The organism is Paractinoplanes globisporus DSM 43857 (genome assembly GCF_000379645.1).
GTDB lineage: Bacteria > Actinomycetota > Actinomycetes > Mycobacteriales > Micromonosporaceae > Actinoplanes > Actinoplanes globisporus.
This window is the reverse complement of sequence record NZ_KB903306.1, coordinates 167,449-191,912: the sequence shown is the minus strand read 5'-3', so window position 1 is coordinate 191,912 and position 24,464 is coordinate 167,449. Positions and strand designations below refer to the sequence as shown.

Annotated in this window: 30 protein-coding genes; 15 read left to right on the top strand and 15 right to left on the bottom strand. The window is 71.3% G+C overall.

Annotated features, from left to right (window positions below):
- The first annotated feature begins 78 nt into the window (after window positions 1-78).
- Both A3CQ_RS0121180 and A3CQ_RS0121175 read left to right on the top strand, forming a co-directional pair.
- Complete coding sequence (locus tag A3CQ_RS0121180; RefSeq protein ID WP_157296158.1) at window positions 79-1,359, top strand: S1C family serine protease; 1,281 nt, start codon at window positions 79-81, stop codon at window positions 1,357-1,359.
- A 68-nt stretch (window positions 1,360-1,427) separates the two neighbouring features.
- Window positions 1,428-1,841 carry a twin-arginine translocase TatA/TatE family subunit gene (locus A3CQ_RS0121175; protein ID WP_020512953.1) on the top strand — a complete coding sequence of 138 codons (414 nt, stop codon included), beginning with the start codon at window positions 1,428-1,430 and terminating at the stop codon, window positions 1,839-1,841.
- Window positions 1,842-1,844: 3 nt separating this feature from the next.
- Here A3CQ_RS0121175 and A3CQ_RS0121170 read toward each other — a convergent pair whose 3' ends face one another.
- Genes A3CQ_RS0121170 through A3CQ_RS0121160 form a run of 3 tightly spaced genes read right to left on the bottom strand, consistent with a single transcriptional unit; the run spans window position 1,845 to window position 4,888 of the window.
- Window positions 1,845-2,993, bottom strand: a complete 1,149-nt coding sequence (locus tag A3CQ_RS0121170; protein ID WP_020512952.1) for an Mrp/NBP35 family ATP-binding protein — start codon at window positions 2,991-2,993, stop codon at window positions 1,845-1,847.
- 21 nt (window positions 2,994-3,014) lie between these two features.
- Window positions 3,015-3,563, bottom strand: coding sequence for a DUF1003 domain-containing protein (locus A3CQ_RS0121165; RefSeq protein ID WP_020512951.1), 549 nt, complete (start codon window positions 3,561-3,563; stop codon window positions 3,015-3,017).
- Window positions 3,560-4,888: a magnesium transporter MgtE N-terminal domain-containing protein gene (locus tag A3CQ_RS0121160; protein ID WP_020512950.1), complete on the bottom strand. Its 1,329-nt coding sequence runs from the start codon at window positions 4,886-4,888 to the stop codon at window positions 3,560-3,562. The genes A3CQ_RS0121165 and A3CQ_RS0121160 overlap by 4 nt, the downstream gene beginning before the upstream one ends.
- A 27-nt stretch (window positions 4,889-4,915) precedes the next feature.
- Here A3CQ_RS0121160 and A3CQ_RS0121155 point away from each other — a divergent pair, with 27 nt between their 5' ends.
- Window positions 4,916-5,791 (top strand): PhzF family phenazine biosynthesis protein, encoded by an 876-nt coding sequence (locus tag A3CQ_RS0121155; protein ID WP_020512949.1) that lies wholly within the window; start codon window positions 4,916-4,918, stop codon window positions 5,789-5,791.
- Here the strand turns inward: A3CQ_RS0121155 and A3CQ_RS0121150 are convergent.
- Complete coding sequence (locus A3CQ_RS0121150) at window positions 5,781-6,284, bottom strand: hypothetical protein (protein ID WP_157296127.1); 504 nt, start codon at window positions 6,282-6,284, stop codon at window positions 5,781-5,783. The genes A3CQ_RS0121155 and A3CQ_RS0121150 overlap by 11 nt on opposite strands.
- Window positions 6,285-6,307: 23 nt before the next feature.
- The gene (locus tag A3CQ_RS53565; protein WP_040432658.1) at window positions 6,308-7,021 is read right to left on the bottom strand and encodes an HAD family hydrolase; all 714 of its coding nucleotides are present in this window, start codon (window positions 7,019-7,021) and stop codon (window positions 6,308-6,310) included.
- Between the two features lie 145 nt (window positions 7,022-7,166).
- Here A3CQ_RS53565 and A3CQ_RS0121140 point away from each other — a divergent pair, with 145 nt between their 5' ends.
- From A3CQ_RS0121140 to A3CQ_RS0121130, 3 genes are all read left to right on the top strand, one after another.
- Window positions 7,167-8,087: a DMT family transporter gene (locus A3CQ_RS0121140; protein WP_051115301.1), complete on the top strand. Its 921-nt coding sequence runs from the start codon at window positions 7,167-7,169 to the stop codon at window positions 8,085-8,087.
- 395 nt (window positions 8,088-8,482) lie between these two features.
- Window positions 8,483-8,917, top strand: a complete 435-nt coding sequence (locus A3CQ_RS60950) for a hypothetical protein (RefSeq protein ID WP_157296125.1) — start codon at window positions 8,483-8,485, stop codon at window positions 8,915-8,917.
- Between the two features lie 94 nt (window positions 8,918-9,011).
- Window positions 9,012-9,923 (top strand): SDR family NAD(P)-dependent oxidoreductase, encoded by a 912-nt coding sequence (locus A3CQ_RS0121130; protein ID WP_020512944.1) that lies wholly within the window; start codon window positions 9,012-9,014, stop codon window positions 9,921-9,923.
- Between the two features lie 160 nt (window positions 9,924-10,083).
- On the opposite strand, the gene A3CQ_RS63690 is transcribed toward A3CQ_RS0121130, so the two are convergent.
- From A3CQ_RS63690 to trxA, 4 genes are all read right to left on the bottom strand, one after another.
- Entirely contained in the window at window positions 10,084-10,659 is a 576-nt protein-coding gene (locus A3CQ_RS63690) for a DUF4190 domain-containing protein (protein ID WP_040432686.1), read from the bottom strand.
- Between the two features lie 88 nt (window positions 10,660-10,747).
- Window positions 10,748-11,155, bottom strand: a complete 408-nt coding sequence (locus tag A3CQ_RS0121120) for a CoA-binding protein (protein ID WP_020512942.1) — start codon at window positions 11,153-11,155, stop codon at window positions 10,748-10,750.
- A 499-nt stretch (window positions 11,156-11,654) separates the two neighbouring features.
- Window positions 11,655-13,598 (bottom strand): intein-containing Rv2578c family radical SAM protein, encoded by a 1,944-nt coding sequence (locus tag A3CQ_RS0121115; protein WP_020512941.1) that lies wholly within the window; start codon window positions 13,596-13,598, stop codon window positions 11,655-11,657.
- A 139-nt stretch (window positions 13,599-13,737) separates the two neighbouring features.
- A complete protein-coding gene (trxA, locus tag A3CQ_RS0121110; protein WP_026205977.1) occupies window positions 13,738-14,100 on the bottom strand; it encodes a thioredoxin in 363 nt (120 codons plus the stop codon).
- A gap of 432 nt (window positions 14,101-14,532) precedes the next feature.
- Here trxA and A3CQ_RS0121105 point away from each other — a divergent pair, with 432 nt between their 5' ends.
- The 7 genes from A3CQ_RS0121105 to A3CQ_RS0121075 all read left to right on the top strand — a co-directional run bounded on the left by A3CQ_RS0121105 (window position 14,533) and on the right by A3CQ_RS0121075 (window position 19,571).
- On the top strand, window positions 14,533-15,165 hold the full coding sequence (locus A3CQ_RS0121105) for a TrmH family RNA methyltransferase (RefSeq protein WP_026205976.1): 633 nt from the start codon (window positions 14,533-14,535) through the stop codon (window positions 15,163-15,165).
- A 64-nt stretch (window positions 15,166-15,229) separates the two neighbouring features.
- Entirely contained in the window at window positions 15,230-15,910 is a 681-nt protein-coding gene (locus A3CQ_RS0121100; RefSeq protein ID WP_342663679.1) for a DUF6758 family protein, read from the top strand.
- Window positions 15,911-16,042: 132 nt separating this feature from the next.
- The gene (locus tag A3CQ_RS61705) at window positions 16,043-16,201 is read left to right on the top strand and encodes a hypothetical protein (protein WP_020512937.1); all 159 of its coding nucleotides are present in this window, start codon (window positions 16,043-16,045) and stop codon (window positions 16,199-16,201) included.
- Window positions 16,202-16,210: 9 nt separating this feature from the next.
- Window positions 16,211-17,059, top strand: coding sequence for a PH domain-containing protein (locus A3CQ_RS0121090; RefSeq protein ID WP_020512936.1), 849 nt, complete (start codon window positions 16,211-16,213; stop codon window positions 17,057-17,059).
- A gap of 81 nt (window positions 17,060-17,140) precedes the next feature.
- Window positions 17,141-18,001, top strand: coding sequence for a PHP domain-containing protein (locus A3CQ_RS0121085; RefSeq protein ID WP_026205975.1), 861 nt, complete (start codon window positions 17,141-17,143; stop codon window positions 17,999-18,001).
- Between the two features lie 52 nt (window positions 18,002-18,053).
- Window positions 18,054-18,671: a MarC family protein gene (locus tag A3CQ_RS0121080; protein WP_020512934.1), complete on the top strand. Its 618-nt coding sequence runs from the start codon at window positions 18,054-18,056 to the stop codon at window positions 18,669-18,671.
- Window positions 18,672-18,758: 87 nt separating this feature from the next.
- Window positions 18,759-19,571 carry a RecB family exonuclease gene (locus tag A3CQ_RS0121075; protein WP_084699172.1) on the top strand — a complete coding sequence of 271 codons (813 nt, stop codon included), beginning with the start codon at window positions 18,759-18,761 and terminating at the stop codon, window positions 19,569-19,571.
- Between the two features lie 169 nt (window positions 19,572-19,740).
- Here A3CQ_RS0121075 and A3CQ_RS0121070 read toward each other — a convergent pair whose 3' ends face one another.
- Both A3CQ_RS0121070 and A3CQ_RS0121065 read right to left on the bottom strand, forming a co-directional pair.
- Window positions 19,741-20,604, bottom strand: coding sequence for an oxygenase MpaB family protein (locus A3CQ_RS0121070; protein WP_040432657.1), 864 nt, complete (start codon window positions 20,602-20,604; stop codon window positions 19,741-19,743).
- 67 nt (window positions 20,605-20,671) lie between these two features.
- Window positions 20,672-21,106, bottom strand: coding sequence for a Fur family transcriptional regulator (locus tag A3CQ_RS0121065; protein ID WP_020512931.1), 435 nt, complete (start codon window positions 21,104-21,106; stop codon window positions 20,672-20,674).
- 192 nt (window positions 21,107-21,298) lie between these two features.
- Here A3CQ_RS0121065 and A3CQ_RS0121060 point away from each other — a divergent pair, with 192 nt between their 5' ends.
- Window positions 21,299-21,760, top strand: a complete 462-nt coding sequence (locus A3CQ_RS0121060; RefSeq protein ID WP_020512930.1) for a DUF2231 domain-containing protein — start codon at window positions 21,299-21,301, stop codon at window positions 21,758-21,760.
- Between the two features lie 335 nt (window positions 21,761-22,095).
- Here A3CQ_RS0121060 and A3CQ_RS0121055 read toward each other — a convergent pair whose 3' ends face one another.
- The gene (locus A3CQ_RS0121055; RefSeq protein WP_020512929.1) at window positions 22,096-22,425 is read right to left on the bottom strand and encodes a hypothetical protein; all 330 of its coding nucleotides are present in this window, start codon (window positions 22,423-22,425) and stop codon (window positions 22,096-22,098) included.
- A 63-nt stretch (window positions 22,426-22,488) separates the two neighbouring features.
- On the opposite strand from A3CQ_RS0121055, the gene A3CQ_RS61700 reads away from it, so the two are divergent.
- Window positions 22,489-22,665, top strand: a complete 177-nt coding sequence (locus A3CQ_RS61700) for a hypothetical protein (RefSeq protein WP_020512928.1) — start codon at window positions 22,489-22,491, stop codon at window positions 22,663-22,665.
- On the opposite strand, the gene A3CQ_RS0121045 is transcribed toward A3CQ_RS61700, so the two are convergent.
- From A3CQ_RS0121045 to A3CQ_RS0121030, 3 genes are all read right to left on the bottom strand, one after another.
- Window positions 22,666-23,175: a hypothetical protein gene (locus tag A3CQ_RS0121045; RefSeq protein WP_020512927.1), complete on the bottom strand. Its 510-nt coding sequence runs from the start codon at window positions 23,173-23,175 to the stop codon at window positions 22,666-22,668.
- Window positions 23,176-23,389: 214 nt separating this feature from the next.
- The gene (locus A3CQ_RS59240; protein ID WP_084699161.1) at window positions 23,390-23,752 is read right to left on the bottom strand and encodes an FmdB family zinc ribbon protein; all 363 of its coding nucleotides are present in this window, start codon (window positions 23,750-23,752) and stop codon (window positions 23,390-23,392) included.
- Window positions 23,753-23,819: 67 nt separating this feature from the next.
- A complete protein-coding gene (locus tag A3CQ_RS0121030; RefSeq protein ID WP_026205974.1) occupies window positions 23,820-24,440 on the bottom strand; it encodes a 5-formyltetrahydrofolate cyclo-ligase in 621 nt (206 codons plus the stop codon).
- Between the last annotated feature and the right edge of the window lie 24 nt (window positions 24,441-24,464).

Here is a 24,464-nt window from a genome sequence, read left to right as displayed (position 1 = left end):
GGCCGGGAGCGCTCGGGGATCCGTGTCATTCTGGAGGGGGAGCCGGGCTCCTAGGGACCACGAGTGGGAGGCACCGACGTGACCGACGGCTGGAACGCGCGCTCCGCTCCGCCGCCCGCTTCCGGCTCGCGCACGCCCGCGTACGGTGCGAACGGCGCGAACGGCGGCTCGCCGTGGTGGTCCGACGCGCTGGCCGACCCGTGGCGTGACCCCTACGCGCCGTCCCAGGTCGTCGTGCCGGCCGCCGGCGAGAGCACCGGCCCCGCCCCCGAGCCGGTCGTCGACCCCGACGCCCCGCGCCGCTCGCTCGCCCCGGTCCTGCTGATCTGCCTGGTCACGGCCCTGCTCGCCGGGGGTCTCGGCGGCACGCTCGGTTTCGTCTTCGCGGTCCGCGGCGGTCTCGCGAACGGCGGCAACACCCAGCTCGGCGCGCCACAGGCCGACCCGTCGGCCGCGGTCAACCGGGCACCCGACTCGCTGGCCGGGGTCGCGAAAAAGGTGCTGCCGAGCGTGGTGACCGTGCGGGTCACCGGCGCGATCGGCTCCGGTTTCGTGGTCTCGGCGGACGGCTACGTGATCACCAACGACCACGTCGTCGAGGGCGCCGACGACACCATGTCGGTGTCGTTCAGCGACGGCTCCACGGCCAAGGCGAGCCTCGTCGGCCGCGAGCCCGAGTCCGACATCGCTGTGATCAAGGTCGCCAAGACCGGCCTCTCCCCGGTGACGCTCGGCAACTCCGACTCGGTCGCGGTCGGTGACCCGGTGCTCGCGTTCGGCTCGCCGCTGGCGCTGGTAAACACCGTGACCGCCGGCATCGTGAGCGCCCTCGACCGCACGCTGCAGTCCGGCGACCCGGGCGGCACCACCCGCTACTACGCGGCCATCCAGACCGACGCCGCGGTCAACCAGGGCAACTCGGGCGGCCCGCTGGTCAACGCGGCCGGTCAGGTCATCGGGGTCAACTCGGTGATCCGCTCGCTGAGCGCCACCGAGGCCGACGCCGGGAACATCGGCATCGCCTTCGCCATCCCGATCAACCAGGCCAAGCGCATCGCGACCGACATCATCGACCACGGCAAGGCCCGCCGTACGGTGATCGGCGCCGACGTGGTCACCGGGACCGCCACGGTCACCGGCGCCCGCCTGCGCTCGGTCGAGCCGTCCGGTCCGGCCGCCGCCGCGGGCCTCAAGGCCGGCGACGTGATCACGAAGCTCGACAACCACGTCCTCGAGGACGGCACCGACCTGATCGCGCTCGTCCGCAAGTACGCGCCGGGCACGGTGGTGCCGGTCGAATACCGCCGGGGGAGCAAGACCTCGACGACGTCAGTGACGCTCGTCGCGGACAGCAATTGATCTCCCGGCCGGGGGTGTGTACACGCCGCGCGCGTGCGTAGGCTTGGCGCGGACGTCAGGGAGGCCACATGTTCGAGAACCTGAACTGGTGGGAGATCGGCGCGCTGCTGTTGCTCGCGCTGCTGATCTTCGGTGAGCGCCTGCCGAAGGTTATCGGCGACGGCATGCGCATGCTGCGCGGCCTGCGCGCCATGGCGCAAAACGCCACCTCCGACCTGAACAAGGAGCTCGGCACCGATCTCCAGCTGCAGGACCTGCATCCGAAGGCGTTCATCCGGAAGCACATCCTCAGCGAGGAGGACGAGGAAGCCCTCCGCAAGCCGCTGCAGGGCCTCTTCGAGGACGTGAAAAGCGACCTGAACGGCGTCAAGGCCGACCTGTCCGAGGTGGCCGCCGCCGCCGACATCAAGAAGCCGGCCACCCCCAGCACCGAGGTCGCGAAGCGCCCGGCCGCGCAGAGCTTCGACCTGGACGCTACGTAAGAGTTACCGCTTGGCGTTGACCATCAGGCCCAGCGGCTTGCCGACGAGCGAGTCCCGCCGGACGGCGAGCCGGCCCGCCACCTCGTCGAGCGCCTTCGCGGCGGCCGTCTCGGGGTCGGCCAGCACCACCGGGGTCCCGGCGTCGCCGGCCTCACGCACCCGGGTGTCCAGCGGCACCTGACCGAGCAGCGGCACCGAGGCGCCGACCGTGCGGGTCAGCGAGTCGGCCACGGTCTGCCCGCCGCCCGACCCGAAGACCTCCATGCGCGAGCCGTCCGGCAGCTCGAGCCAGGACATGTTCTCCACGACGCCGAGCAGCCGCTGGTGGGTCTGCAGCGCGATCGCGCCCGCCCGCTCGGCCACCTCGGCCGCCGCGGCCTGCGGCGTCGTCACGACCAGGATCTCCGCGTTCGGCAGGAGCTGGGCCAGCGAGATGGCCACGTCGCCGGTGCCCGGCGGCAGGTCGAGCAGCAGGACGTCGAGGTCACCCCAGTAGACGTCGGCGAGGAACTGCTGCAGCGCGCGGTGCAGCATCGGCCCGCGCCAGACCACGGCCGCGTTGCCGGACGTGAACATGCCGATCGAGATCACCTTCACGCCGTGCGACTGCGGCGGCATGATCATGTCTTCGACCCGGGTCGGCCGGCCCTCGACGCCGAGCATGCGCGGGATGGAGTGGCCGTAGATGTCCGCGTCGATCACGCCGACCGCGAGCCCGCGCTTGGCCAGGGCCGCGGCCAGGTTGACCGTCACGCTCGACTTGCCGACGCCGCCCTTGCCGCTGGCCACCGCGTACACCCTCGTGCGGGAGCCGGGCTGGGCGAACGGAATGACCGGTTCCGCCGCGCCGGAATCACCGCGCAGCGTGGCCTGCAAGGCCTTGCGCTGCTCCTCGGACATCACGCCGAAGTCGATGCTCACCGAGGTGATCCCCGGGATCTTGGTTACGGCGGCGGTGATGTCCGTCGTGAGCTTGTCGCGCAGGGGACAGCCGGCGACGGTCAGCAGGAGCTCGACCTTGACGTGGCTCTCGGCGACGGTGAAGCCCTTGACCATGCCGAGGTCGGTGATCGGGCGGCGGATCTCGGGGTCATCGACCGTGGCCAGCGCGGCCTGGATCGCGTCCTCGAGCGTGGGGGCGGGAGCGGACATGGGATCGACTCTACTTCGTGGCTAAGTGCGGTCGGCTTCCCAGTCCTTGCGATCCTCCTCCCACTCCGAGCGAGCCCTTTTCTCTCGCCGGAGCGCGGCTTCGTCCAGCTCATCGGCCAGGCGGGCCAGCTCGTTGCGCAGGAAGTCGCGGGTGGCGACCTCACCGAGAGCGATGCGCAGGGAGGCGATCTCGCGGGCCAGGTACTCCGTGTCGGCCTTCTGCATGGCGGCCCGACGGCGGTCCTCCTCCATCGCCAGGCGATCGCGGTCGGCCTGCCGGTTCTGCGCGAGAAGGATCAAGGGCGCCGCGTAGGACGCCTGCAAGGACAAGATCAAGGTCAAGAACGTGAAGGTGTACGGGTCGAAGCGCAGCGCCGCCGGAGCGAGAGTGTTCCACGCGAACCACGCCCCGATCACGATCGTCATCCAGACGATGAACTGGGCCGTGCCCATGCCCCGGGCGATCGCCTCCGACCAGCGGCCGAACGTCTCCGGATTGAGCCGGGGCAGCCGCACCCGGCCGGGCTCCACCGGCTGGTCGAGGCGGTCCCGCCGCGGCTCGGTGCTCACGGCTCCACCCGCGGCCCGCCGCCGGCGTGTTCGGCGGCCGTCTGTACAGCGGTGGCCACCTCATCGTTGGTCAGCGCGTCGCGGTCACGCCAGTCGCGGGGCAGCGAGTGGTCGAGCACGTCGTCGACCGTGACCGCCCCGAGCAGCCGGTGTGAGCCGTCCACCACCGGCATCGACACCAGGTCGTACGTCGCCATCCGCTTGGTGACCTCGGCCAGCGTCACCTCGGGCCGCAGCGGTTCCAGATCGCTGTCGACCAGGCCGCCCAGGATCGACGCGGGCGGCTCGCGCAGCAGCCGTTGGAAATGGACCATGCCGAGGTACTTACCCGTCGGCGTGGCCGAGGGCGCGCGCGCCACGAAAACCTGCGCGGCGACCACCGGGGAGAGCTCGGGCTCACGGATGCGGGCCAGCGCCTCGGCGACCGTCGCGTCCGGCGTGAGGATCACCGGCTCGGAGGTCATCACGCTGCCCGCGGTGCCCTGCTGGTAGTTCATGAGCTGGCGGACCGGGGCCGCCTCCTCGGGCTCCATCAGGTCGAGCAGCACGGTCTGCTCGGTCTTGGGCAGCTCGGCGAGCAGGTCGGCGGCGTCGTCCGGGTCCATCCGCTCGAGCACGTCGGCGGCGCGCTCGCGGTCGAGGCGTACCAGAATCTCGACCTGGTCGTGCTCGGGCAGTTCCTCGAGCACGTCGGCCAGCGTGCGGTCGCTCATCGCGGCCGCGACCTCGTTGCGCCGGGCGTCGGGCAGGTCCTGCAGCGCGTTCGCCATGTCGGCCGGGCGCATCTGCTCGAGCAGGGCCAGCAGGTTGGACGTGCCCTGGGTGTCGGTGGGACCGAAGAGGTTGCGGATCCGCTCGTACTCGGCCTGGTAGACGTGGCCGCGCCGGGCCAGCCGGCCGGTGTGCTCGCGCACCGCGACCCGGGTGACCAGCCACTCGTTGCTGCGGTTCTGCTCCATGCCGATGTCGACGACGTTGGCCATGGCGCCCGGCCCGTCGCCGCTCTCGGGCATCACCGTGACTCGCCGGTCGAGCAGGTCCTCCACCACGAGCAGCTCGTTCGGCCGCTTCTCGAAGCGGCGCAGGTTGAGCGTGCCGGTGCTGAGCACGACCGCCTCGGAGTCCATCGAGGTGATCCGCCCGATCGGCAGGAAGATCCGGCGGCGCAGCGCCATCTCGGCGACCAGCCCGACGATCTGCGGGGGCCGGTTCGTGGTGCGCAGCCGCACGACCGCGTCGCGCACCCGGCCCACCCGGTCGCCGTTGGGGTCGAAGACGCTCAGCCCGGCGAGCCGGGCCAGATAAACGCGCGTCCCCATGGTCACAGCTCAAGCCTAGGTTAGGGTCCGGACATGTCCACCGTGGCGTACGAGATCGTCGACGTGTTCACCGACCGCCCGTTCGCGGGGAATCCGCTGGCCGTGATCTACGGCGCCGAGGACCTGGCCACCGACCAGATGCACACGCTGGCCCGCGAGTTCAATCTGGCCGAGACGGTCTTCGTGCTGCCGCCGACGACCGCGGCGACCTATCGCGCGCGGATCTTCACCCCCGAGAGCGAGCTGCCCTTCGCCGGCCACCCGAGCGTCGGCGCCGCGGTGACCTCGATGCGCCGCGGTCTCTTCCCGCCCGGCGACGTGGTGCAGGAGTGCGGCGCCGGCCTGCTGCCGATCACCGTGCGCGAGACCGGTTCGGCCACGCTGACCGGCGGCGAGCCGTCGCTGGGCGAGGCGCTCGACCCCGCGCCGCTGCTGGCCGTGGCCGGCCTGACGGCCGAAGATCACGAGATGGCCGGGCTCGCTGCCCCACGTTCCGCCGGGTGCGGTCTGACCTGGGTGTTTCTTCCCGTACGTCGGGAAGCGCTCGCGCGGATCCGCATCGACAACGCGGCGGCGGAGAAGGCGGGCGTCACCGAGCTCTGCGTCTTCTCGTGGTCGGACGGCGGCGAGGCGCACTCCCGCGTCTTCGTGCCCGGGGCGGCCGTTCCCGAGGACCCGGCGACCGGCTCGGCGGCCCTCGGTCTGGGCGTGTGGCTGGTCGGCGCCGGCGTGCTGCCCGCCGACGGCACGTCCCCCTACCGCATCCACCAGGGCATCGAGATGAAGCGCCCGTCCCTGCTGGACTGCACGGTCACCGCCACCGCCGGCCGGGCGACATCGGCCACGGTCACCGGCCACGTCTGCCCGATCGCCCGCGGCGAGATCGCGATCCCGCCCTTCATCGGCTAGGTCGGTCGGCCCCGCGGACTCGGTGGAGGCGGTAGGGGCGGCGCGTCTCGTTGCGGGCCGGAGTCTCGCGCGGGGCCGTGGCACCCGAGTCGGAGGGCAGCCCGGGGGCCGTCGTGTCCTCCTCGGGAGTCAGCCGGACGACCGCGCAGCCCGTCTCGGCCCAGCGCGCGACCACGTCGTCGGCGGTGCCGGAGGCGTTGAGGCGCTTCTGAGCCAGTTGTGGGGCGACCGTCTCCCAGTCGTCAGTGCCCGGGGCCAGCCGGCTCACGGACATCTCGGCGATCACGATCAGGCCGCCGGTGTCGCCCCGGAGGCGCACGGTGGCCCGGGACGCCTCGGCCAGGCCGGGTGCGTACTGCTCGCCGGGGCCGGTCACCACGATCAGCGAGCCCTCTAGCGGCAGGCACCAGACGCCGAGGGCCGGTCCGTCGCCGACCGAGACCCAGGCGAGCGAGGCCTTCTTGAGCGCCTCTTCCAAGACCGCAGACGTCACCGCGCCATCCTCGCACGCCGGGCTCAGTGGGAGGCGACCTCGTGGTGGAGCTGGGTGTGGTCGATCAGGCCGACCACCTCGGTGAGGGATCGGACGGTGCGGCCGGCGAAGTTGGTGTCGGCGTCGAAGACCAGGTGGTGGGCCAGGTCGGGGGCGGCGAGGCGCACTGGGGTCATGCCGATCGCGGCGGCGCCGGTCAGCTCGTTGCTGCCGCCGTCGCCGATGTAGAGGCACTCGGACGGGTGCACGTCCAGTTCGTCGCAGGCGGCCAGGTAGATCGTGGGGTCGGGCTTGCAGACGCCCAGGTGTACCGAGTAGATCGTGGCGTCCAGCAGCGGGGCGACCGGGAGGCTCGGCAGGAAGGCCGGCAGCTCGTGGGTGCAGTCGCTGACCACGGCCGTGGCGAGCCCGCGCCGGCGGATCGCGGTGAGCGCGCTGACGGCGTCGGCCCGCAGCCGGGTGTCGGCCCGCAGCGCGTTGACCCGGGCCGGCACGCCCGCGCGCAGCTGGGACGGTTGGGGGCGGCCACCCGCCTGCTCGATGACCCACCGTAGGGTGGCCTCCGCGGAGCCGTAACGGCCCCGGGCCCGGGCCCGGAACGTGCGGTCGAGCACACCTCGCACCGCGTCGGGGTCCGCACCCAGAGATCGGGCGATCTCGGCGTGCTGGGGTCCGCGTTGGACCGCGCGGGTAAGGGTGCCAAAAAAGTCAAACACGACCGCACGGTATGCGGACACGGTAAATCAGCCTCCCGAGGCATCGGATGGTCAAAAGGGGCAGGGCAACCTCCGAGACTGTAGTCACGTCGTCACTTTCCGTTCAATAGCAGGCTGCAAACGTGCTGAGAAACTCTGCAAGAAACGCAAGAAGCGACGGCCGGGGATGAATACGCGCTCACCTCGCCAACGGCCTGGATTGACGACGGTCGTCGCGCTCGTCGTGGCCGTGCTCGCGGTCTCTTCGTCGGCGCCGTTGATCGCGTTCGCGGCCGCTCCGGCCCTGGCCATCGCGTTTTGGCGGAACGGACTGGCCGCCGTGGCGCTCACCCCGGTGACCCTCGGGCCCCGTCGCCGCGAGCTCGCCGGCGCCACCCGCCGAAGCCTGGCGTTCTGCTTCCTGGCTGGGGTGGCGCTTGCGGCACATTTCGCAACATGGATGCCGAGCGTCCAATTGGGCTCGGTGGCGACCGCGACCGCTCTTGTCGCGACCCAGCCGGTCTGGCAGGGGCTGATCGCCGCCGCGCAGGGCCGCCGCCCCTCGACCGCCGGGTGGATCGGCATCGGTCTGGCCGTCGCCGGCGCGGCCTGGGCCACCGGCGTCGACGTGGGCGTGTCGGGACGGGCCGTCTTCGCCGACGTGCTGGCACTGCTGGGCGCGGTGGCGGCGGCCGTGTACACCGCGCTCGGCGAGCAGGCCCGGACGACACTGAGCACGACGACCTACACCTGGATCTGCTACGGCACCTGCGCGGTCGGTCTGCTGCTGGTGTGCCTGGTCGGCCGGGTCGATCTGGCCGGCTACGACGCGCGCACCTGGGCCGCGATCCTCGCCCTCGTGGCCGGCGCCCAGTTGCTCGGGCACTCGATGTTCAACTACGCCCTGCAGCACACGTCGGCGACCACGGTCAGCGTGCTGATCCTGCTCGAGGTGCCGGGGGCGGCCCTGCTGGCCTGGGTCTGGCTCGGGCAGCGACCGCACGCCGACGTGCTGCCCGGCCTGCTGCTCCTGCTCGCCGGCGTCGCCGTCGTGGTCCTGGGCGCCGCCCGCGCGAACCGCGCCGTGGAGCCCGCGCTCGCCGACTAGCCCGTCATCCACCCACCCACCGGGCCGGATGCCGGGGTACGGCCTTTCGTTGCAGCTGGCTGCTGCCCCGCAGGCAAGGCGTTGTTCGCTGCGGTTGGGGGCGGTTGGCGCCTCGTACGAAATCGGTGAATTGCCGGAAAGCGTGGGTCGCTCGTTGAGTGAGGGAAGTGGTAGAGAGGGGGAATGCGATGTGCCGGCGGTTGCGGATCGGGCTCGCGCTGGGCGTGGTTCTCATGATCGGTGGGTGTGGTGATCCGGGGGACGGGGAAATCGTCGACTCGCCGGGGCTGACCGGCGGATGGAGCACCGCGGGGTGTGGAGTGCCGCGCACGCCCGGGCATCTCACCGTCGGCGGGGTCGAGGTGCCGGTCACGCCGCCCCGGCTGGAGTCCGTTATGGATCGGATCGAGCGGGCGGGCAAGGGGGAGTTCGGGGAGAGCTACGCCGGGATCGAGGTTGATCAGGAGCAGGTGCGGGCGATCGTCTTTCGCAAGCCGTCGGCGGCCTTTGACGACTTCATCCGCAAGTCGGCCGAGGATGCTTGCGTGGTCGTGCGCGATGCCGACCACTCCGCCCGGGAGCTTGCTGTCTGGCATGACCGGGTGCTCGCCGACCTGCCCTATTGGGCCCATCGCGGGGTGCGGATCGTCAGCATCGGGGCGCGTCACGACGGCAAGGGGGTCGAGGTGGGCGCCCGCGATGCCGAGGAGGCCCGGCGTGAGTTGCTGGCCCGTTACGGGGCCACGGCACCGCTGATTTTCCAGCCGGCCGATCCGGTGCGGCCGCTGCCGGCCCCGACGAGCCGGATAGCGCCGCCGCCGAGCATCTGAAGTGTCACTCCAAACCGCCAGGTCACGCGCGCTTGATGTGCGCCACATGGGTGCGATGTTTGCCCTGGCCCGGGCGACGGGGCAGGATCGCCGCATGGTCTTCGACGCCCGCTCCGCCAGCGGAAGCCGTTCTCGCCGCGACGCCACCCGACCCGCGGCCGGTCGCCGGCCGCGTTCCAACACGCCCGATGCGCCCGATTCGGCGGATGCGCCGGTCGAGGCCACCGACCCGGGAGAGGCCCCTGTGACGCTCCGCCTGGACGGCAAGGTCGCGCTGGTCACCGGCGCGGGCAGCCCCGACGGCATCGGCTATGCCACCGCCCGCCGCCTGCGTGATCTCGGCGCCCGGGTCGCGATCGTCTCCACCACCCGGCGCATCCACGAGCGGGCCGCCGAGCTGGGCGTCACCGGTTTCGTGGCCGACCTGACCGACGAGGCCGAGGTGGGCGCGCTCGCCGACGCCATCACCGACCAGGTCGGCGACGTCGAGGTGCTGGTCAACAACGCCGGCCTGGCGAGCCGGGCCAGCCCCGAGGTGCTGCGGCCGGTCGCCCAGCTCACGTACGACGAGTGGAAAGCGGAGATCGACCGGAACCTGAGCACGGCGTTCCTGTGCAGCCGCGCGTTCCAGGGCGCGATGGCCGAGCGGGGCTGGGGCCGGATCGTGAACCTGGCCGCGACCGCCGGCCCGGTGAACGCCCTGCCGACCGAGGCGGCCTACGCGGCGGCGAAGGCGGGAGTCGTGGGGTTGACCCGTGCGCTGGCGATGGAGCTGGTCGCCGACGGGGTCAACGTGAACTGCGTGGCCCCCGGCACGATCTACACGGCCGCCTCGACGGTCACCGAGATCAAGCAGGGCCTGGGTACGCCGATCGGCCGCCCCGGCACCCCGGACGAGGTGGCGGCGGCGATCGCGTTCCTCTGCTCGCCGGCGGCGTCCTACATCACCGGCCAGATGCTGGTCGTCGATGGGGGGAACAGCGTGCGCGAGGCCGAGTTCCGCTGAGTCTTGCGGTGCGCTGGCCGGCCGCTGCCCGGCCAAGCTTTCGCGGTGCGCTGGCCGGCCAAGTTTTCGCGGTGCGCTGGCCGGCTGAGTTTCGCGGTGCGCTGGCCGGTTGAGTTTCGCGGCCGGGGCCGGACGGTGATGCCGACCGGCCCCGGCGCGCTCAGAACGTGCCGCCGCTGTTGTTGGCGGCGTCGCCGATCGCGAAGATGATCACGATCACGTAGAAGGCGCAGACCAGCACGCCGATGATCGTGAAGATGTAGCCGAGCCAGAGGCCGGCGGTGGCCAAGCCCTCGCCTTGCTCGCCGGTCTGCCGGATCTGCTTCTTGGCCAGGTGGCCGAGGACGATCGCGGCGGGCGAGAAGACGAAGGCGAAGACCAGCGCCAGGATGGCCAGCGTGTTGGTGCCGGCCACGGGCACGTAGACCGGCTGGCCGTAGCCGTAGCCCGGCTGCTGCCCGTACGGCGAGGGCTGCCCGTAGGCGGGCGGCTGGCCGTAGGGCTGGTCGCTGGCCGGGGGCTGTCCATAGGCGGGCTGTCCGTACGCGGGCTGGCCGTACGGCTGGCCGCTCGACGGGGGCTGACCGTAGGCAGGCTGGCCGCTCGACGGGGGTTGGCCGTAGGCGGGCTGGCCGCTCGACGGGTCGCCCGGGTTGGCCGTGGGGTCGTAGGGCTGACCGTACGGCTGCTGGGGCTGATATGGATCCGGCGTGCCGCCGGGCGTCGGATATGACATGAGGTCCTCCTCGTTCCACGGCACCGTACTAGCCGCCGCGAAGCGAGGGGACACCATAGGCGCCGATCGGACTCCGGTTAGACCGACTTCACGCCAGCCTGGTGAGGCTCCCGACGGCTCGTTCGACGGCGAGGCAGCGGTCCTCGACGTAGTCGATCCCAGCCTCCTCGGCGAGCCGCCGCGCCTCGGCCGACACGATGCCGCTCTGCAGCCACACCGCCGGCGCCTTGATCGCGATCGCCTGCCGGACCACCTCGACCGCGTCCCGAGCCGGCCGGAACACGTCGACCAGGTCCACCGGCTCGCCGATGTCGGCCAGCGTCGGCACCGTCTTGACCCCGAAGACCTCGTCCACGAACGGGTTCACCGGAATGATCCGCCACCCGTGCCGAAGCATCTGCAATGGCACGGTGTGCGCGGGCTTGAACGGATCACGCGAAGCCCCGACCACGGCGATGACGTTGGCCTCCGCCAGGATCTCCTGTGCACTTCTCATGCGATCGACTGTAGTCACGACCTCCCTCCCCGACGTGATCCGTCAATCACACTCCGGCCTGCGTGATCACAGCCGCGGGCCGGTGGGTGCGGCCCGCCGTTGATCGCGCGGGCGAGGTCGACCGCACGGCCGCCCTTGACCCGCACGGCACCCGCGAGGGCGCCCTTGACCGGCACGGCACCCGCGCGGCGCCCTTGACCCGCACGCACCCCTCACCGGCCGCCCGCCTCTGGCTGCCTCGGCCGCCTGCCTCTGGCTGCCTCGGCCGCCCGCCCGTGGCCGCCCGCCGTGGCTGCCCCTGGCCGCCTGCCCCCTGGCCGCCTGTCCTTGGCCGCCTGCCCCTGGCTGCGCGCTCGTGGTCGCCCGCTTGTGGCCGGCCGCCCTTGCCGGGTGTCGGCCTGGCCCGGGTAACGGCCTCGTCGGGCGACCGCGCTCAGCGGCGACGGCCCTTGGCGGCGATCCCCTCAGCGGCGACCGCCTGGGTGGGGACCGCGCCGGATCAGAGCAGGGTCATCTGGCGCGGTGGCGGTGGGGGCGTGGGCGTTGACTCCGGGGCGGGGTCGACGTCGCGGGCCTGGTAGGCGTCGGGGCGGTGCAGGCCGTGGCGGCGGGCGGCCATGCGCACGCGGGCGGTGGTCTCGGCCTGGTAGGCGTCGGGGAGGTAGGAGCCGTCGCCGTACAGCTCGCGGTAACGCGGGGCCAGGGCGGGGTGGGTGCGGGTGAGCCACGATGCGTACCACTCGCGGGCGCCGTGGCGTAGGTGCAGCGGGATCGGGGTGACGCCGACGGCGCCGGCCTCGGCGATGGCGGCTACCGTCTCGTCGATCGACTCGTCGCTGTCGGTCAGGCCGGGGAGGATGGGCGCCATCAGCACGCCGACCGGGAAGCCGGCGTCGGTCAGGCGGCGCACCACGTCGAGCCGCCGCCGCGGGCTGGGGGTGCCGGACTCGACCGAGCGCCAGACCGTCTCGTCAAGGAAGCCGACCGAGACCGCGAGCCCGACGCGGGTCACCTCGGCCGCCTGCTTGAGGAGCTCGAGGTCGCGCAGGATCAGCGTGCCCTTGGTGAGGATCGAGAACGGGTTGGCGTGGTCGCGCAGCGCGGCCAGGATCTCGGGCATCAGGCGGTACCGGCCCTCGGCGCGCTGGTAGACGTCGACGTTCGTCCCCATGGCGATCGGGGCGCCGGTCCAGCGGGGCGCGGCCAGCTCGCGGCGGATCAGCTCGCCCGCGTTGACCTTGACGACGACCTTGGTGTCGAAGTCGTGGCCGGCGTCGAGATCGAGATAGGTGTGGGTGTGGCGGGCGAAGCAGTTGTGGCTGACCACGCCGTCGGCGATGAAGTCGCTCGTGCCGGTCGAGATGTCGAACAGCGGGAGGGCGAGACCGAGGTCCTCGATGTCGGCGACCGCGAGCTCGCGGCTGCTGCGCACGCCCACCCCGGAGGCGTCGAGCCGCGCGCCGTCGACGCCGGTGAGGTGCCGGAAGCGCAGCGCCGCCCACAGGTCGCGGTCGATCTCGACGCTGCCCGCGGCACCCGGCCGGGTGGTGACCGGGGCCCGGCTGGGCAGGCCGAGCCGGGTGAGCGCGTCGGTGACCCGGCTGAGGAAGAGCTGGTCGCCGCTGGTGAAGGTGATGGCGAGCCGGTCGGCCCGGCCGGTCGAGCCGAAGGCGCCGGCCAGGAATCCGCGGTACCACCCGGAGGTGGGCTGCTCGGGCCAGCGCAGGGCCTCGTGGAGCGGGAGGTCTTCCAGATAGCCGTCGGCGCGGACCCAGGCGTCACCCTCGCGGGCCGTGCGACCGCCCACCGCGGCGTCGCCCCGGATCAGGCCGCAGAGGAAGCCCGCCTGGTATTCCGGTGTCTCCTTGGGCGGCTCGGCGAAGTGGCCGACGCCGAACATGAGGTCGCCGACCGCGAGCGCCGGGTGGTGTGGCTCGGCCGGGCTGACGTGCCGCCAGCCGCGGTCGGTGAGAAAGCGGTGGTCGCCGCTGGCGACCAGCCGGGTGCCGTCGGCCAGGGTGACGCGGAACGCGGGCTTCTGGGTCGACCAGTGGTCGAGGACCGTGGTCGACACGTACCGCCGGCAGGCGCCGGCCCCCATCGTGCCCATGATGGCGTCGCCGGGCCGCAGCTCGGCGAGCGGCCGGGTGGTGCCGTCGGCCATCAGGATCGGGGTGTCACCGGCCAGGCAGTACGAGCAGGCGTGCGAGCAGCCCCGATAGGGGTTGACGGTCCACTCGAAGGGCACCCGCGACTTCGACGGGACGCGGTTGATCAGGCTTTTCGCCCGGATCTCGTAGAACGTCATCCCGGCGAAGCCGGGGGTGTCGAAGGTGCGGACCGTGGCGCCGGGCAGCGCCAGCGGCAGGGGTGGAGCCGCCGGCGCTGCCCTGTCGAGGAGCGAGTCGCCGTCGTGGGGAGCCGACAGGTTGGACCATCGCATGGGGAGGATTCGAACACATGTTCGATCTCGTTGTCCACTCGGGCGCGGCGTGTCGTGGCGGGGAGAAATCGCGCGCGTCCGGACGGCGAAACGGCCCGCGGACCGGTTCGGTCCGCGGGCCTGGTGCTATGGGCCTACGTCAGTGGCTGTGGGCCGCGAGCTGCTTGCGCACGTCGTCCATGTCGAGCTTCTCGACCTGCTCGATCAGGTTCTCCAGCGCCGACTCCGGGAGGGCGCCGGGCTGCGAGAAAACGATGACGCCGTCGCGGATCGCCATGATCGTGGGGATCGAGCGAATGTCGAACTTCGCGGCGATCGCCTGCTCGGCCTCGGTGTCGACCTTGCCGAACGTGATCTCCTGGTGCTTCTCCGAGGAGCGCTCGTACGTCGGCGCGAATCGGATACACGGGCCGCACCAGCTCGCCCAGAAGTCGACCAGGACGATGCCGTCCTTGTTGGTGACCTCGTCGAAGTTCTCAGCGGTCAACGCCAGGGTCGCCATGATGTCTCCGTCCACGGGAAAAAAGGCTTGCGTTCATGAAACTCTTCGCCCCCCTGCCCCATTCCCGCTCGGCGAACGGGTGACACGTGTCCTGGGGCACGTTTTCGGAACAGGGTGTTGGCCTCGGACCACTCATCGTAACGATAAGTAGGGAGAGCGCTCTCACTTCTGAAGCAGGTTGTGACGTCCGTTTTGCAGCGAGAAACCGCGACATGGCATCCGCGAGGGGCCCACACCACCGCTGGCCTGCGTCACTTGCCGTACCGACGGTAATAGTTAATAAACCTAAATGTGATTTGGCTCACATCTGAAAGTCCTTCACATCGATACTCACGGTGAGGCAGACTGGCCTTCAACAGAGCGTGGGCGGCGGGTGCCGGGGAGGGCCCCGCCGCTCATTGCGTCTCCACCCGCTGGGTAGCGTATCCGCCCGTGACTGCCGATGAGGATCAGTCGACCGAGGTGGGCGTGGGGCCCTGGGTGGGCGAATTCCCGACCGATCCGCGGTACGACCCCGAACTGCTCGCGCAGGGTGACCGCCGCAACGTCGTGGATCGCTATCGGTACTGGCGGCGGGAGGCCGTCGTGGCCGACCTGGACACCCGCCGGCACGACTTCCACGTGGCGATCGAGAACTGGCAGCACGATCTCAACATCGGCACGGTGGTACGCAACGCCAACGCGTTCCTCGCCGCCGAGGTGCACATCGTCGGGCTCCGGAAGTGGAACCGGCGGGGCGCCATGGTCACTGATCGTTATCAGCACATCCGGCACCACCCGACGATCGGTGAGTTCATCGCCTGGGCGGCCGAGAGCGACCTCCCGGTGATCGGGATCGACAACCTGCCCGGCTCGCGCCCGATGGAGACCGTCACCCTGCCGCGCCGGTGCGTCCTGCTCTTCGGTCAGGAGGGGCCCGGGCTGTCCGATTCCGCCCGCGCCGCCTGCAGCCAGTTGTTCTCCATCGCGCAGTACGGGTCGACCCGTTCGATAAACGCCGGGGTGGCCAGCGGGATAGCCATGCACGCGTGGATCCGCGCCCACGCGGTACCCCCGCCCGAGTGAATCTTTCTGATAAGTCCGGGTTCTGCGGATCCGCTTGACGAGGGCTTCCCTAAACCGCACGGTTATGTGTGTGGGTGTCACGGTGAGTTGCCCCAGGTGCGGTGCGCAGGTCCGGAAACCGGATCTGATGCACAGCGACTGGCGCTGTGACAACTGCGGCGACGTACCGCCGTTCCACGTCGCGGAGCACATCAGCGCCGAGATCGTCGAGAGCATGCTGCGGCAGCGCACCCCGCGGGCGGAGAAGGTGCCGTTCTGGTGCCCGTGGCCGCTGCCCGCTGGCTGGATGGTGACCGGGGTCGGCTGGGCCGGCGACGACCGCACGGGCGTACGCGCCAGCGCGATCTCGTGCAGCGGCCCCGAGCCCCTCGCGGGCGGACCGGCCGATGTGGTTCTGATCGCCGAGCAGCCGGGCGTCGGGCTGGGTACCCGATTCGCCGGAATCCCCGGCATAGACCCGGGATATCTGATCACCGAGGCGCTCGCCGACCCCAGTGGACACCCCGGCCCGCATGCCAAGATCAAGGCGGCCGGCCACCCCACTCCACTGTGGTGCGTCAAGTCCCCGGAGGATCGAAGCGCCTACGTGAGTGAGGCAAAAGGAATGTGGCTCTATGCGGTAGCGTGGCCCGCAAGCGCGGGTTACTTCCTCGCGGAGCACGTCGTTCTGCACGACCTCTCCGAGGGGGTGCCGCCCGAGCTTGTGTACGGAGCGCCGTCGCCGTACCTGCACGGCCGGGCCTGATACTCGAGGGCCCTGACCTGCGGTTACGGTATCGGCTTTTCGGTCACATTGTTCACACCGAGCGACGAAGCTGATACCGTCAGTACTGCCGCGGCGCTGACCGTCACCCGCACCCACAGGAGAAGGCCCGCCATGATCAAGAAGGTTCTCACCTGGCTTGGTATCGCGTTCTTGATCTTTTTCATCGCCTTCAACCCGAACTCGGCGGCGGATGTGTTCGCCTCCCTCGGAGGGACGATCGCCGATATTGCCCGGGGCTTCGGCCAGTTCTTCACGAACCTTGTCGCTTAGCATCACTACATGGGTGGTCCTGCTGAGCCGCACGAGCCTCGAGGCGAGGGTGCCGGGCGCCCTCGGGACGACGACGAGAGCTTCGGTTACGAAGATCCCGCGTACGAAGATCCCGACTATCCGCCGCGGCGGCGCTATTCGGAAGGTCCCGGCTTCTCGCCGGACGCGGGCTTCAGCCCCGACGCCGGCTACTCCCCCGACGTGGGCTATGCGACCGACGCGGGCGAGTACGAAGCGCCGATCATCACCGAGGAGGAACTCGCCGGCCTCGGCCCCGAGGGTGGTGGCGGCGGACCGCGCCGGGTGCTTCCGCTCGAGGACGAGCCGACCACCCTTGTCGCGCGCTATCTCTTCCCCACCGAGCGCTATCGCGGCGAGTGGAAACGGCACTGGATCCACCTCTCCATACCGCTGTTGATCGGCGCGGGCGCCACGCTCCTGCTGGGTTACCTGGCCGGCTTCCTGACTCGCCAGCACGTCGACGGCATGGTCACGGTCGCCGTGCTGGTCTGGCTCGGGGTCATCGGCTGGGTCGCGTGGCGAGTCTTCGACTGGTATTTCGACCGCTTCATCCTCACCAACAAGCGGGTGATGGTGGTCAACGGCATCGTCACCCGGCGGGTGGCGATGATGCCCCTCCTGCGGGTGACCGACATGAAGTACGAACAGTCCGCGCTGGGCCGCATGCTCAGCTACGGCACGTTCGTGCTGGAGTCGGCCGGCCAGGACCAGGCGCTCCGCGAGGTCAGGCACCTGCCCAACCCCAACGAGCTCTACCTGCGGGTCGTCGAGGAGATGTACGAGCCGCAGGCCGTCGAGGCGCGGCTGGGTAAGGACGGGGACGGCGACGACGCCTGACCGTCGGGCATGTGACGAAGGGATCTCGCTTCCCCGCGGTCGCTGGTTGTGTGCGGCCGGTAACGTTTTCGGGTGACCAGAATCGACCTGCCCAGAATCGACTTGCACTGCCATTCGACCGCCAGCGACGGCACCCTCACCCCCGCGCAACTGGTCACCGCGGGGGCGGCCGCCGGTCTCGACGTCATCGCGATCACCGACCACGACACGACCGGCGGGTGGGCCGAGGCCGCGGCGGCGCTCCCGGAGGGGATGCGGCTGGTGCGCGGCGCCGAGCTGTCCTGCCGCTGGTTCGGCGGTGAGGAGTGGCCGATCGCGCTGCATTTGCTGGCCTATCTCTTCGACCCGGCCGAGCCGCGGCTCGCCGCCGACCTGGCCGCGCTGCGCGACGACCGGGAGCAGCGGGCGGAAAAGATCGTGAACAAACTGCGCGCCGACGGGGTGCCGATCACGTGGGACGAGGTGCGCGGCTACTCGGCCGGCGGTTCGGTCGGGCGGCCGCACATCGCTCAGGCCCTGATCCGGGCGGGACTGGTCCGCACCACCAACGAGGCATTCGCCTCGCGCTGGCTGGGCTCGCGATATTTCGTACCCAAGGCTGATCTTGATGTTTTTGAAGGCGTGCGAGCCGTACGGGCCGCGGGTGGGGTGCCGGTTTTCGCGCATCCACGGGCGACGGTGCGGGGGCGCGTAGTGCCTGACCGGTTGATCGCGGAGCTCGCCGACGTGGGCCTTTTCGGACTCGAGGCCGACCACGAGGACCACACGCCCGAGGAGCGGGCGCACGTGCGCGCACTGGCCGAGGGGCTCGGTCTGGTGGTCACCGGATCATCCGACTTCCACGGTTCGCACAAGACGGTCGGGCTGGGTGCGTTCACCACCGCTCCCGAGGCGTACGAGAAAATCGTCTCCGCCGCGACGGGAGTGCCGGTCCTGGGGTGACCCTCGCCCTACCGGCCCGCATGAACGGAGCGTCAACCCCTACCTTGATCGGGTGAATCTGAAGCTCCTCGGTGAGGTCTACGTGACCCTGCTGGTCATCGTCGACCCGCCCGGCATGGTGCCCGTGTTCCTGGCGCTGACCGGAACCATGGCGTCGATGGCCCGGATGAAGGCGGCCACCCAGGCGGTGCTGCTCGCCCTCGGAGTCATCGTCGGGTTCGCGGTCGCGGGGCAGACGCTGCTCGACTACCTGCACGTCCAGCTGCCCGCGCTGCAGGGCGCCGGCGGCCTGCTGCTGGTGCTGGTCGCGTTGCAGCTGCTCACCGGCAAGACCGACGAGCCCTCCGAGCAGGGCGGCACCAGCAACGTGGCGCTCGTGCCGATCGGCACGCCGCTGCTGGCCGGGCCGGGTGCGATCGTCGCGACCATGCTGTTCGTACGGCGTGCCGACGGGTTCGACGAGTACCTGGTGATCGGGATCGGCATCCTGCTCGTGATGCTCACGGTCTGGCTGGTCCTGCGCTTCTCCGGAGTGATCGTCAGGCTGCTGCGCCCGGCCGGCATCGAGGTGCTGACCCGCATCGCCGGCCTGCTGCTGGCCGCGATCGCCGTGCAGCTGATCGCCGACTCGGTGGACGCCTTCGTGGAGCTGTACACGGCCGCGCGCTGAAATTTTGTCGGGGGGTGCTGGCAGGATTAGCACGTGGCCTTCACCAGATCCGCCCGGTCGGTTCCCGAGCAGCTCGGCTTCGACGGCATGCCCGAGCGGCTGTTCGTCTGCACGCCGAGCAAGCTGGGCACGTTCGTCGACTGCCCCCGGCGGTATCGGTATTCCTACGTCGACCGTCCGACCCCGCCCAAGGGGCCGCCGTGGGCGCATAACTCGCTCGGGGCCAGCGTCCACACCGCCCTGAAAAATTGGTATGCGTTGGCCGCCGATCGCCGCACACCCGTCGCGCTGGCCGGCCTGCTCCGGCCGACGTGGGTGCGTGAGGGCTATCGCGACGTCGATCAGGAGCGGGCGGCCTACAAGCAGGCGCAGCATTGGCTCGAGGGTTACGCGGCGAGTCTCGACCCGGGCGAGGAACCGTTGGGCGTCGAGCGGGTCGTCGCCACGAAGACGTCGGTGCTCGCGTTCAACGGCCGCGCCGACCGCATCGACGGCCGCGACGGCGAGGCGGTGATCGTCGACTACAAGACCGGCCGCAACGGGCTCGATGCCGATGACGCGCGGGGGTCTCAGGCGCTGGCGCTCTACGCGTGGGCGGCGCAGCGGGTGTTCCGCCGGCCGTGTCATCGGGTCGAGCTGCATCATCTGCCGACCGGCACGATCGCGGCGCACGAGCACACCGAGGATTCGCTGGCCCGTCAGGTGCGGCGCGCGGAGGAGACCGCGGGCGACATCATGGCCGCCGAGCGCGCGGTTTCCGGCGGCGCCGACGCCGACGCGGAGTTCCCGACGAATCCGGGGGTGCTGTGTGGCTGGTGCGACTTCCGCAAGGTCTGCCCGGCCGGTCAGGAGGTCCCGGCCAAGGAGCCGTGGGCGGCGGTGGAGCATCTGGGCAGCTGACGCGTCGCTCCTGCCCGGCGGCGCGGGTGGGCTGGCGCGCAGCGGGCTGACGGCGGGGCCGGCGCCCGGTGGGTGGTGCGCTGCGCGCTGACGGCGGGGCCGACGCCCGGTGGGCGGCGTGCTGCGCGCTGACCGCGGGGCCGACGCCCGGTGGGTTGGCGGGTGCGGGCTAGGAGCCCGAAGCGGCTGCGGCTCGGGCTAGGGCGGCTTCGCGCATGGGGGTTACGCGGAGGCTGCGCGGGATCGTGGACAGGACTGTGGAGAGCAGGAGGCGCAGGCCGCGGGCGGAGAGGTCGGCGGTCAGGTCGGTGCCGGGCCAGCCGAGTCCGCCGTAGAGGCGGCGGGCCCACGGGGGCAGCATGCCGATGGCCGTGGCGGCGATGCCGAAGTAGGCCCAGCGGGTCGGGCCCAGCGTCAGGCCCAGGCGGAAAGCGCGGCCGCCCCAGCTCCGTGGCACCGATGGCACGGTCAGGAACAGGGCCGTGTCGACGCTCTCCCGGGTCAGGCTCAGCTGGGGCTGCACCTCGTCGTAGTAGGCGGTCACCTCGGCGGCGGTCGCGGGGACCGTGGTCGGGTCGATGCCCATCAGCTCGGCCGCCTTGAGCTGCTCGGTGTAGTAGCGGTCGATCTCGTCGGAGGTCAGGCGGACGCCGGCGCGGACCGCGGTAGTCAGGAACGACTCGACCTCGGCGACGTGCACCCAGCGCAGCAGCTCGGGCTCGTCGATGCGGAACCGCTCGCCGGTGCGCGGGTCGACCGCGGTCATCCGGGCGTGCAGGCGGCGCACCCGGCTCGCGGCCAGCCGCGCCTCCTCGGTGGTGCCCCAGATGACCGTGCCGACGTAGGTCGAGGTGCGGGTGAGGCGGCCCCACGGGTCGGAGCGGTAGTTCGAGTTCTGCGTGACGCCGGCGACCGCGCGTGGGTGCAGAGCCTGCAGATAGAGCGAGCGGAGCCCACCGAGCATGAGGATCGGTTCCCGGTGCAGTCTCCAGGTGACGGAATCCGGCCCGAACAGCCCCAAGTCCCCACTCATGAACTCAAGATTGCCACGGAGTACGGGGAAACTTGAACCCGTTCAGGAAGGGCGACCCGCTCGGGTCTTAGAGTGCCGCGTCCGCCCGGCGTTGCGCCTGGCAATCGGGGCACAGGCCCCAGAAGGTGACCTCGGCCTCATCCAGCTCGAAACCCTGGGAGTCGCTCGGGGTCAGGCACGGGCGCTCGCCGACAGTGCAGTCGACGTCGGCGATAGCGCCGCAGCCCCGGCACACGATGTGGTGGTGGTTGTCGCCCACCCGGGCCTCGAAGCGGGCGGGGCTGCCGGCCGGCTCGATGCGGCGGGCCAGCCCGGCCCGGGACAGGGCGCCCAGCACGTCGTACACCGCCTGGGTCGAGACCGAGTCGAGCCGGGTGCGCACCTGGCGGGCGACGTCCTCCACCTCGAGGTGGCCGCCGGCGGTGAGAACCTCCAGCACGGCGAGGCGCGGGCGGGTGACCCGGAGGCCGTGCGCGCGCAGCAGATCTTCGCCGGTGGACATCCGTCCATGAGAGCACGGTTACCGGAAAAGCCCAACTCGTGACCCTGCGAGGCCGCCCGTTCTGGTGGGATATCACAAGATCGGCCGACCGGTGAACCGGAGTAGGCCGCCCGGCGTAAGCGCACACAGCGGATCTTTGCGCCGTCAGACACTTTCCGGCTGGCGGTCCCGTTCCACGATCGAGGAGGCGACTTGTTCGACCAGATAAACGGCCTGCCCGTGCACGTCCTCGTGCTGCACGCGGCGGTCGTCTTCGTTCCGCTCCTGGCACTCGGCGCCATCGTCTACGCGCTGGTCGGGCCATGGCGCGCGAAGATCGGCTGGGCCGTCCTGCTGCTCGGCATCGTGGCGCCCATCTGCACGTTCGTGGCCAAGGAGTCCGGCCAGAAGCTGTACGACCGGCTCGCGCCGAACATGTCGGCCAACGGCAAGGTGATCCTCGACGACCACATGCACTTCGGCACGATGACCTTCTGGTTCACGCTGGCGCTGGGGCTGGTCAGCATCGTGGCGGTCATCCTGGCCCGGGGCTCGGCGCCCAAGATCGTGCAGTGGGTGCTATCGGCGGCCATGATCGTGCTGGCCGTGATCGCGGGGTACTACGTCTACCGCACCGGCGACTCGGGCGCCCACGCGGTCTGGGGCAGCTACTAGGGAAGATGCTCGCGCCGGCCGCCCGAGAGGCGGCCGGCGGCGACCGCGGTCAAAGAGGGTGCGGTCAGATCAGGCCCTGGTCAGATCGGGGCCGTGGTTACCGCGGAGCGCGGGCGCAGAGCGGGCCGCGGTCACCGCAGCGCGGGGCGCGGTCGGCGTTGGGCGGGGGCGCAGCGGAGGGCGGGTGCAGGGCGCGGTCGGGTTCGGGCGGGAGCACAGCGGAGGGCGCGAGTGCAGGGCACGGGCGCGGTCGGCGTTGCGCGGGGGCGCGGCGGAGGGCGGGTGCAGGGCGCGGTCGGCGTTGGGCGGGGGCGCGGCGGAGGGCGCGGGCGTGGTCAGAAGAGGGCTCGGGCGCAGAGCAGGCACATGAGGATGAGGGCGATCGCGCCCGCCACCAGGCCGACGCCGTAGGTGACCGTGCGTGCGGAGCCCTCGGCGTCGTCTAGGGCGTCCATGTCCTGCGGGGGCAGGGCGCGGGGCGCCGGGGGCGGGGTGAACGTGGGTGGCCGCCAGTCGGGCGGCGGCGGGGTCGCGCGCGGCGGGCCCTGATAGGCGGGGCCGGAGGTGGGCTTGGCCGTGGGGGCCGGCGGCGGGCCGGGCGGGGTGGACTCGGGATCGGGTCGCTGCCAGTACGCGTCGTCCGGGGCGCCGGTGGGGGAGCTCACGTTCACCGACGGTACAGCCGAAGGGGGAAGACGGCTGCAGCGGCGCGGCTTACCCTCGAAGCCGTGGACATCCTGGATGAGCCTGAGCGCGACAACGACGCGGAACGCGAGGTCGACTTCGAGTCCGAGGAGGCGGTTGTCCTGCCGGACCAGACCCGCGACGACACCGAGCGTGGTTGGGGGGAGCGCGGCGACAGCAACGACGAGCGGCTCTGGGAGGACCGCCCGCCGCACTGGTGATCATCCCGAGCGGATCAGGATCGCGAAACCGTGGCCGGGGGCGGCCACGGCCCGATCGGCCTCGCTGGGTGACAGGGCCAGCAGCAAGCCGCCGGCGGTGGGGTCGCCGGCCCCGGTGACCCGCAGGACCAGGGCGGACGCGGCAACGGCCGTGGTGTCGCCCGCATCGTCGACGCTGAGCAGATCGATGCGGTTGCCGGGGCGTACGAGGCTCAGGGCGGTGGGATCGGCCAGCCGGACGGGCACGCCGACGCTGCCGGGCGGCACCGCACCGGTGGAGGCACGCGCCGAGGCGGAGGCGGAACCCGAGGGAACGGCCGGGGCGCAGGACCCCGACGGTGCGGGTGACCACGACGCGACGGCGGCGGTCGCCAGCAGCACCGCGGCCGCTACCAGGCGGAGCAGCGTGCCGCGGGACGGCCGGCGCCGGCGCACGGGATCCAGGCGCCGATCGGACCCGCGTGCCGAGGAATGGGCCGTCCCGAACCGGGGCTTGCCGGGCCTGCCCATTGGTCGATCCTTCCCGTCTGCCGAAGCGCCGTGGTCGTGGCGCCGGGACAGAAGCTAGGCCGGATCGAAGATCGCCCGCGGGGAACCTGTGGACAGCCGCGAGCTGTGGACAACCCCCGCGGCGGCGGCGATCTTGCTAAGGCCCGCAGCCGGGGCACAAAGACGCGCGCCAGGCCGGTGGCCTGGCGCGCGACGAAGCTGTGCGGAAAAGAGGTCAGGCGGCGGCGGTCGTGGACGACGACGACCCCGACGACGACCCCGACGAGCCCGAAGACGAAGACGAGCCCGACGAGGACGACGTCGACGCGGCAGCGGTGGAGGACGACGTAGCGGGGGACGAGGTCGTGGACTCGGACTTCTTCGCGTCGGAGCCGTTCGACTTCTCGGCGCTCACGGCACCCGCGCGGGAGTCGTTGCGGTAGAAGCCGGAGCCCTTGAAGACGATGCCGACCGAGTTGAAGACCTTGCGGAGCTTGCCCTGGCAGTTCGGGCACTCGGTGAGCGCCGCGTCGGAGAACGACTGAACGGCCTCGAGCTGGTGTCCGCACTCGGTGCAGGCGTACTGGTAGGTAGGCACGGCCCCTCCGGATCCTTCGGCTGCTGGCACTCGCCAACTCCGAGTGCCAATGTTGCGCCATCGGAGGTCATTTCGTCCACTCGGCTGCGCGGTTGAGAGTCAAGCCACCACGAGGTGTGATCGCGCCGTGCACCGGCCGGTCGTGCGGCTCGGCCGGCACCGCGTCGACGAACTCGCCGTCGTGCAGCAGCGCGACGACCAGCGGCGGCCGGCCGACGGGCAGGCGGGTCAGCACCCGGTCGTAGGAACCGCCCCCGCGGCCCATCCGTACGCCGGACGCGTCGACGGCCAGCGCCGGCACCAGCACGAGGTCGGCCCCGGAAACCGCCGAGACGCCCAGCCGTGGCCCGTCCGGCTCCAGCAGCCCGCGCGGCCCGGGCGATACCGATCCGGTGAATGTTGCCCAGTCCAGGTCATTGTCCGGCAGCAGGACCGGCAGCAGGACGCGGGCGTGTGCGGCCAGCACCGAGGGCAGGTCGGAGCCGCCGGGTTCGGATCCGACCGGGAGATACGCGGCGATCGTGGACGGGTGCTCCCGCCGTACGAAAGCAAGAATGTGATTTTGAAGGAGAGACGCGGCGGCCAGCCGGTCGCTGGGAGTGAGCGCCCGTCGTGCTGTAATCAGGTGACTGCGCAGCGCGATCTTGGCTGCTCGTGATCGTTCTTCGTCACCGGTTAAATCGGACATGCAACACCCCCTTTCAAAAAGCGG